Here is an 8,158-nt window from a genome sequence, read left to right on the forward strand (position 1 = left end):
GGAATCAGGAAGTCGGCACCCCCACCTGCGACCAGGCGCCGAGGACGGCCTTCACTTCCTCGTCCTCGCCGTAAAGGGCCCTGGCCGTGGCGGCCGTGAGCCTGGCGAAGTCCGCGAATTGCGCGTCGGACGCCAGCTGACCACCGGTGAGCGTGGCGTACCAGATCTTCCCGGCCCGCTCCCACGCGTTGCCGCCGATCGCCGTGGCGACCAGGTAGAAGGCGTGGTTGGGGATGCCGGAGTTGATGTGCACGCCGCCGTTGTCCTGGCTGGTGCGGACGTAGTGGTCCATGCTCGCCGGTTGCGGGTCCTTGCCCAGGTTCGGGTCGTCGTACGCCGTGCCCGGGGCCTTCATGGAGCGCAGCGCGGTGCCGTGGACGCTCGGGGCGAGGAGCCCGGCGCCGATCAGCCAGTCGGCCTGGTCGGCGGTCTGGCCGAGGGCGTACTGCTTGATCAGCGAGCCGAAGACATCCGAGACCGACTCGTTGAGGGCGCCGGACTGGCCGTAGTACTCCAGGTTCGCGGTGTACTGGGTGACGCCGTGGGTCAGCTCGTGTCCGATCACGTCGACGGGGATGGTGAAGTCGAGGAACGTGGTGCCGTCGCCGTCGCCGAACACCATCTGCTCGCCGTTCCAGAAGGCGTTGTCGTAGTTCTCGCCGTAGTGCACGGTCGCGTTCAGCGGCAGCCCCGCGCCGTCGATGGAGTGCCGGCCGTAGGCCTTCAGATACAGCTCGAAGGTGGCGCCCAGGCCCGCGTGCGCGCGGTTCACGGTCGCGTCCTTGGCGGGCTTGTCGTCCTCGGAGTGCACCTTCTTGCCCGGCAGGGTCTCCTGGTGCCCGGCGTCGTAGATCGTGCGGTTCGGTTTGTCGGAGGGCGCGGCGGCCGGCGTGGCGGCGGTGGTGCGGACGGCGGTGATCCGGCGCCGGGTGCGCTGGGCGGCGTCCCGCTCCAGCGTGCGCTGCGCGGACTCGGCGATGGCGGGGTCGTCGTGCCGGGCCAGCTGGTCGAGGAGATGTGGCGGCACGATCGTGCAGAAGACGGGCTCGAAGCCCCCGTTGGTCGTCATGCCCCGCACCATCGCACTGTGTGATGCTGATGTCACTAGCTGCCACCATGATTGGTGAAATACCGGGACAGGGAGCGCCACGCTCCGTGACAATGTGGTACGGCGCACTTTTTGTCCTTTTTGTGATTCCGGTCCCGCATACTGGGACGCGACCCCGCTTCCGGGGCGGCTCGGCTAGGCTGCTGCGCATCATGCGTTTCGGGCTGCTTCTCCTTAGCTGCCGCGGCGAGGGCCTGTAGTCGAGGCCGACTCCCTCCCCGCGGTGCTTGGCGTTGCGTCGTCGGCCGTCCACCCGGACATCCGGATGCCGGGCATCCGGACACCCTGAGGAGCCCACGCCACCATGGCCAACCGCCAGCAGCCCAGCAGCATGCCGATCCACAAATACGGCCGCTACGAGCAGGTCGACATCCCGGACCGCACCTGGCCCCAGAAGCGCATCACCGCCGCCCCCCGCTGGCTCTCCACCGACCTGCGCGACGGCAACCAGGCCCTGATCGACCCCATGTCGCCCGAGCGCAAGCGCCGGATGTTCGACCAGCTGGTCAAGATGGGCTACAAGGAGATCGAGGTCGGCTTCCCGGCCTCCGGCCAGACCGACTTCGACTTCGTGCGCTCGATCATCGAGGAAGAGGGCGCGATCCCGGACGACGTCACGATCTCCGTGCTGACCCAGGCCCGTGAGGACCTGATCGAGCGGACCGTGGAGTCCCTGAAGGGCGCCAAGCGCGCCACCGTGCACCTCTACAACGCCACGGCCCCGGTCTTCCGCCGCGTGGTCTTCCGTGGCTCCAAGGACGACATCAAGCAGATCGCCGTCGACGGCACCCGCCTGGTGATGGAGTACGCCGAGAAACTGCTGGGCCCGGAGACGGAGTTCGGCTACCAGTACTCGCCGGAGATCTTCACCGACACCGAGCTGGACTTCGCGCTGGAGGTCTGCGAGGCGGTGATGGACGTCTGGCAGCCCGGCCCGGGCCGCGAGATCATCCTCAACCTGCCCGCCACGGTGGAGCGTTCGACGCCGTCCACGCATGCGGACCGCTTCGAGTGGATGCACCGCAACCTGTCGCGCCGCGATTACGTCTGCCTGTCCGTCCACCCGCACAACGACCGCGGTACGGCCGTGGCCGCGGCCGAGCTGGCCCTGATGGCCGGCGCCGACCGCGTCGAGGGCTGCCTGTTCGGGCAGGGCGAGCGCACCGGCAACGTCGACCTGGTCACCCTGGGCATGAACCTGTTCTCCCAGGGCGTCGACCCGCAGATCGACTTCTCCGACATCGACGAGATCCGTCGTACGTGGGAGTACTGCAACCAGATGGAGGTCCACCCGCGCCACCCGTACGTGGGCGACCTGGTCTACACGTCCTTCTCCGGCTCCCACCAGGACGCCATCAAGAAGGGCTTCGACGCCATGGAGGCCGACGCGAAGGCCAAGGGCGTCACCGTCGACGACATCGAGTGGGCCGTGCCGTACCTGCCGATCGACCCGAAGGACGTCGGCCGCTCCTACGAGGCCGTCATCCGCGTCAACTCGCAGTCCGGCAAGGGCGGTATCTCCTACGTCCTGAAGAACGACCACAAGCTGGAGCTGCCGCGCCGGATGCAGATCGAGTTCTCCAGGATCATCCAGGCGAAGACGGACGCCGAGGGCGGCGAGATCACGCCGAAGGAGATCTGGGCGGTCTTCCAGGACGAGTACCTGCCGAACCCGGACAACCCGTGGGGACGTATCCAGGTCAGGACGGGCCAGTCGACGACCGACACGGACGGCGTGGACACGCTCACGGTCGAGGCCACGGTCGACGGCGAGAACACGGTCCTGACCGGTTCCGGCAACGGTCCGATCTCGGCCTTCTTCGACGCCCTGCAGTCCATCGGCATCGACGTACGCCTCCTGGACTACCAGGAGCACACGATGAGCGAGGGCGCCTCCGCACAGGCCGCCTCCTACATCGAATGCGCGATCGACGACAAGGTCCTGTGGGGGATCGGTATCGACGCGAACACGACGCGTGCGTCGCTGAAGGCGGTCGTCTCCGCGGTGAACCGCGCCGCCCGCTGACGGCTCTGACCGGGAGTTTCGAGGCCCCGACCGCTGTATACGGCGGTCGGGGCCCCGTCTGTTATCGGCCACAGTGCCGGGCAGGTCACAGAAAGGTCTCTTCCGGGGTACTGACTCAGCCTCCGTGATGTGGCTAACATCACGCCAGCGCGGCGATGTTGCCGTGCCGTTACGGAGGTGCGACGTGCTGCCAGTACGGGGACGAGACGGCCGTGCCACCACGGCTGTGCACATCCTGCGCATCCGCACCGCGTGGACTCCCGTCGGGGACGGCGAGTTCTACTGCCCGGGCTGCGGAGGCGACCGCAACTACCAGCGGCTCACCGGACGCCGTCGGCTCACCCTGCTCGGCGTGCCCCTGCTGTCCCGCGGGTCCACCGGACCGGTCGTGGAGTGCGCCGCCTGCCGCCACCACTACGGCACCGACGTCCTGGACCACCCCACCACCCGCCGCTTCTCGGCGATGCTCCGCGACGCCGTGCACACCGTCGCCCTCGCCGTGCTCGCCGCGGGCGGCACCTCCTCCCGTACGGCCCTGGAGTCAGCCGCCGCCGCCGTCCGCGCGGCCGGCTTCGACGGCTGTACCGAGGAACAGCTGGCCGCGCTGGTCGAGGCCCTCGCCGCGGACACCGGCCGGGTGCTCGGCGGGGAGTGCGGCACGAGCCTGACGATAGAGCTGCACGAGGCCCTGGACCCGCTCGCCCCGCACCTCGCCCCCGCCGGCCGCGAGTCCCTCCTCCTCCAGGCCGCCCGCATCGCCCTCGCCGACGGCCCCTACACCCCCGCCGAACGCGACGCCCTCGCCACGGTCGGCGCGGCACTGACGATCTGCGCCGACGATGTCACCCGGCTGCTGGCGGCGGCCCGGACACCGTCCTGAGGGCGAGCGAAGCCGGAACTAACGGCGGATGAGGCCGAGGTCGGTGGCGGTGGCCACGGCGGCGGTGCGCGAGTCGACGCCGAGCTTGGTGTAGACACGGGCGAGGTGGGACTTGACCGTGCCCTCCGTGAGGTGGAGGCGCCGGCCGACGGCCTGGTTGGACAGACCCTCGGCGACCAGGGCGAGGACTTCGGTCTCGCGCCGGGTCAGTGAAGTGCCGGGCGCGCGCAGCCGGTTCAACAGCCGGTCCGCGACCGCGGGCGCCAGGGCGGTGCGTCCGGTGGCGGCCGTCCGCACGGCGGCGGCCAGCTCCTCCGGAGGGGCGTCCTTGAGCAGGTAGCCGGTGGCGCCGGCCTCGATGGCCGGGAGGGTGTCGGCGTCGGAGTCGTAGGTGGTGACGATCACGACCCGGGGGGCACCCGGCCGGGCCGTGATCGCGGCGGTGGCCTCGGCGCCGCCCATCCCCTTGCCGAACCGCAGGTCCATCAGTACGACGTCGATGTCGCCCGCGGCGGCACGGGCGACGGCGTCCTCGGCGGTCGCGGCCTCGGCCACCACGACGAGACCCGGCTCGGTCTCCAGCACCGCCCGCAGCCCGGCCCGCACCACGGGGTGGTCATCGGCGAGGAGGAGACGGACGGGACGGTCGGTCATGACGGGGTGCTCGGTCACGGGCGGGCCTCGGTCTCGGCCTGCGGGGCAGGCCTGGTCTCGGTGGTCGGCCTGGTCTCGGGGCCGGCGGGCGGCCTCTCGGTTCCCGTGGGCCGGGTGAAGGGCAGGCGGGCCGTCAGGGTCGTGCCGTGGCCAGGGGCGGAGTCGATGGTCAGGGTGCCGCCCAGGGTGTGCAGGCGGGTGTGCATGGCGGTCAGGCCGAAGCCGCCCGTTGCGGGGTCGGGGTCGGGCAGCCGGGCGGGATCGAAGCCGATGCCGTCGTCCGCGACGGTGAGGGTGATGCGGTCGCCCAGGGTGCCGAGGGTGACGTCCACGGTGCTGGCCTGCGCGTGCCGGACGGTGTTGGCCAGTGCGGACTGGGCGATGCGGAGCAGGGCCACCTCGTGCGCCGTCGGCAGGGGAACCGGATCGGCGGCGAGGTGGAAGCGGGCCGTCAGTCGGTGGCGGGTACCGGTGGTCGCGCAGAGCCGTTCCAGCGCGTCCGCCAGGGTCGTGCCCTCCAGCGCGGGCGGGGCCAGCGCGGCGACGAAGCGGCGGGCCTCGGCGAGGCTGTCGACCGCGGCCTGACGGGCCTGGCCGACGTGGCGTACGGCGTTCTCAGGAGCGCCCGGCAGGTTCCGTTCGGCGGCGCGCAGCAGCAGCTGGATGCTGGACAGCCCCTGGGCGAGCGTGTCGTGGATCTCGCGGGCCAGCCGTTCCCGTTCGGCCAGCACGCCCGCAGTGTGCTGGGCCTCGGCCAGGTCCGCGCGGGTGGCGGTGAGTTCCTCTATCAGGCGGCGGCGCCGCTCGCTCTCCCGGTACAGCGCCTGGTACCCCCACACCACCGCGACCGCGACGGCGGCCCCGAGCGCCGGTCCGATCGCCATGGCCGCGCTGAAGGAGCCCTGATGGGCGGCGAACGCGGTCACCGCGGCGAGCGCGGTCGCGGCCACCGCGGCCAGGCCGGTCCGGCGCGGCAGCAGATGGAGCTGGAGGAAGTACAGCGGGAAGGCGACCCACACGCCGTCGGCGGACAGCGCCAGCAGCCCCAGCCACACCGCGCCGACGGCGGCCAGCCACCAGGCGGCGGCCCGCCGGTCCCCGCGGATCCGGGGCAGCAGCGGACCCGCCGCGTACACCAGCCCGCACCCGGCCGCCAGGGCGACGGCCGGCCCGGCATGCGTCAGGGGACCGGTCACGGCCCGGACGGCGGTCAGCGCGAGCAGGCCGACGACCAGCAGGTGCAGGCACCAGGACAGGGCCCGGGTGGTCGGGGTCAGGGCGGGGGCAGAGGTGTTCACAGTCCTTCCAGCGTAAGGAAGCGATCCGCGACCGCGCCTCTGCCGAAAGTTGCAATCCGCACGCCGTCTTTCGGTCCGCGAAGTGCCCTCCGCCGCCAGATGCCCGAGCGGGGCCGGGGCAGCGACGGTGGAGGCACACCGTATCCACCGTCGCCGAGAATCGCAGAGGCAGCCGAAGCCGTGTTCGTCGCCTGGAGAGACCTGAAGTTCGCCAAGGGACGGTTCGCCCTGATGGGGACCGTCATCACCCTGATCACACTGCTGGTCGGGCTGCTGTCCGGACTGACCGCCGGCCTCGGCCGGCAGAACATCTCCGCGATCAGCGGCCTGCCCGCCGACCGCATCGCCTTCGAGGCCCCGGGCCACGGGCAGAGCCTGTCGTACACCAGCTCCACCGTCACCGCCCGGCAGTGGGAACAGTGGGCCGGAACGCCCGGCGTCACCCGCGCCGAACCCCTCGGGATCACCACCACGAAGGCCACCGCGGGCGACCGGAGCACCGGTGTCTCGGCCTTCGGTGTCCGGCCCGGCTCCCACCTGGCGCCCGACGGCGGCAGGATCCACGGGCACGCGGCGGTGCTCTCCGCCACGGCCGCCGACGCCCTCGGCCTCAAGCCCGGCGACACCTTCACCCTCGCCGGCCGGACGATGTCCGTGGCCGCCGTCGAGGGCGACGCCTCCTTCAGCCACACCCCGGTCATCTGGACCAGCCTCACCGCCTGGCAGCAGATGGCACCTCCCAGCAGTGCCGGCGCCGGGCCGGCCGCGACCGTGATCGCCCTGGACACCACCGCCGGCGCCGATCTCACCGCCGCCGACCGGACCATCGGCACCCGGACCGTCGCCAAGGACGACTCGCTGTCCGCGATCGGCTCCTACACCTCCGAGAACGGCTCCCTGCAGCTGATGCGCGGCTTCCTGTTCGCGATCTCCGCCCTCGTCGTCGGCGCCTTCTTCACCGTCTGGACCATCCAGCGCAGCGGCGACATCGCCGTCCTCAAGGCGCTCGGCGCCTCCACCGCGCACCTGCTCAGGGACGCCCTCGGCCAGGCCGCCGTGCTCCTCGTCGCCGGCACCCTCCTCGGCACCGGCACCGCCGCCGCGCTCGGCGCCCTCGTCGTGGACCGCGCGGTGCCGTTTCTCCTCACCCCCGCCACCGTCCTCGTCCCCGCCGCCGTGATGATCCTGATCGGCGCGCTCGGGGCCGCCCTGTCCGTCCGCCGTATCACCTCCGTGGACCCGCTGACCGCCCTGGGGAGCGCCCGATGAGCCTGCACCTGTCCGGCATCACCCTCACCTACCCCGACGGCGAGGACCGGCTGACCGCCCTCGACCAGGTCACCCTGGACGTGCCCAAGGGCACGCTGACGGCCGTGGTCGGCCCCTCCGGCTCCGGCAAGTCCAGCCTGCTCGCCGTCGCCGCCACCCTCGTCACCCCCGACGCCGGCACGGTCACCGTCGACGGCGTCACCACGACCGGTATGAGCCGCCGGGACCTGACCGAGCTGCGCCGCCGCACGATCGGCATCGTCTTCCAGCAGCCCCATCTGCTGCCCGCCCTCACCGCGGCCGAGCAGCTGGAGGTCATGGCCCGGATCGACGGCCGCCCACGGGCCGCGGCCCGCGCCCGGGCCAGGGAGCTGCTCGACGCCGTGGGCCTCGCCGCCCAGGCCGGCCGGCGCCCCCACCAGCTCTCCGGCGGGCAGCGTCAGCGGGTCGGCATCGCCCGTGCCCTGATGAACGACCCCACCCTGCTCCTGGTCGACGAACCCACCAGCGCCCTCGACCACGAACGCGGCGCCGTCGTCGTCGATCTGATCACCCGTCTGACCCATGAGCGGGCCACCGCCACCGTCCTGGTCACGCACGACCGCACCCATCTGACGGCCGCCGACGAGATCGCCGAAGTCCACGACGGACGGCTCGGTTTCCCCACGGTGGCCCGCTGACCGGCGCCCCCTTCGTGGCGGTGCCGCACGCCCGTCCGCCGTCGGCACGGGCGTGGGATACGGGGCGCGGCCGCTGCTTGCGGAGAACATGAGCGGATGACCCCGCTCAGCCGCGCCCTGCTCACCGCCCTCGCACTCCTCACCTCGCTCACCGTGCGCCTGCCCGCCCAGGCGAGTCCCGAAGAGGCGAGTCCCGAAGAGGCGAACCCTGCCCACGCGAGCACCGCGAACGGCCGCGCGGCA

The 8,158-nt window shown here is 72.0% G+C and carries 7 protein-coding genes; 4 read left to right on the forward strand and 3 right to left on the reverse strand.

Annotated features, from left to right (window positions below; genetic code table 11):
• Positions 1-4 precede the first annotated feature (4 nt).
• Positions 5-1,069 (reverse strand): M4 family metallopeptidase, encoded by a 1,065-nt coding sequence (locus M878_RS78410; RefSeq protein ID WP_031226119.1) that lies wholly within the window; start codon positions 1,067-1,069, stop codon positions 5-7.
• A gap of 343 nt (positions 1,070-1,412) precedes the next feature.
• Between M878_RS78410 and leuA the strand changes: the two genes are divergently transcribed.
• Positions 1,413-3,134, forward strand: coding sequence for a 2-isopropylmalate synthase (gene leuA / locus M878_RS78415; RefSeq protein WP_023550920.1), 1,722 nt, complete (start codon positions 1,413-1,415; stop codon positions 3,132-3,134).
• A 184-nt stretch (positions 3,135-3,318) separates the two neighbouring features.
• Complete coding sequence (locus M878_RS78420; protein ID WP_031226121.1) at positions 3,319-4,014, forward strand: TerB family tellurite resistance protein; 696 nt, start codon at positions 3,319-3,321, stop codon at positions 4,012-4,014.
• 18 nt (positions 4,015-4,032) lie between these two features.
• On the opposite strand, the gene M878_RS78425 is transcribed toward M878_RS78420, so the two are convergent.
• Both M878_RS78425 and M878_RS78430 read right to left on the reverse strand, forming a co-directional pair.
• On the reverse strand, positions 4,033-4,668 hold the full coding sequence (locus M878_RS78425) for a response regulator (RefSeq protein WP_031226123.1): 636 nt from the start codon (positions 4,666-4,668) through the stop codon (positions 4,033-4,035).
• 14 nt (positions 4,669-4,682) lie between these two features.
• On the reverse strand, positions 4,683-5,966 hold the full coding sequence (locus M878_RS78430) for a sensor histidine kinase (protein ID WP_023550923.1): 1,284 nt from the start codon (positions 5,964-5,966) through the stop codon (positions 4,683-4,685).
• Between the two features lie 180 nt (positions 5,967-6,146).
• On the opposite strand from M878_RS78430, the gene M878_RS78435 reads away from it, so the two are divergent.
• Positions 6,147-7,235 carry an ABC transporter permease gene (locus M878_RS78435; protein WP_023550924.1) on the forward strand — a complete coding sequence of 363 codons (1,089 nt, stop codon included), beginning with the start codon at positions 6,147-6,149 and terminating at the stop codon, positions 7,233-7,235.
• Positions 7,232-7,915 carry an ABC transporter ATP-binding protein gene (locus tag M878_RS78440; RefSeq protein ID WP_023550925.1) on the forward strand — a complete coding sequence of 228 codons (684 nt, stop codon included), beginning with the start codon at positions 7,232-7,234 and terminating at the stop codon, positions 7,913-7,915. Before M878_RS78435 ends, M878_RS78440 begins: the two co-directional genes overlap by 4 nt.
• The last annotated feature ends 243 nt before the right edge of the window (positions 7,916-8,158 follow it).

The organism is Streptomyces roseochromogenus subsp. oscitans DS 12.976 (genome assembly GCF_000497445.1).
In the GTDB taxonomy this organism is placed as follows: Bacteria; Actinomycetota; Actinomycetes; order Streptomycetales; family Streptomycetaceae; genus Streptomyces; species Streptomyces oscitans.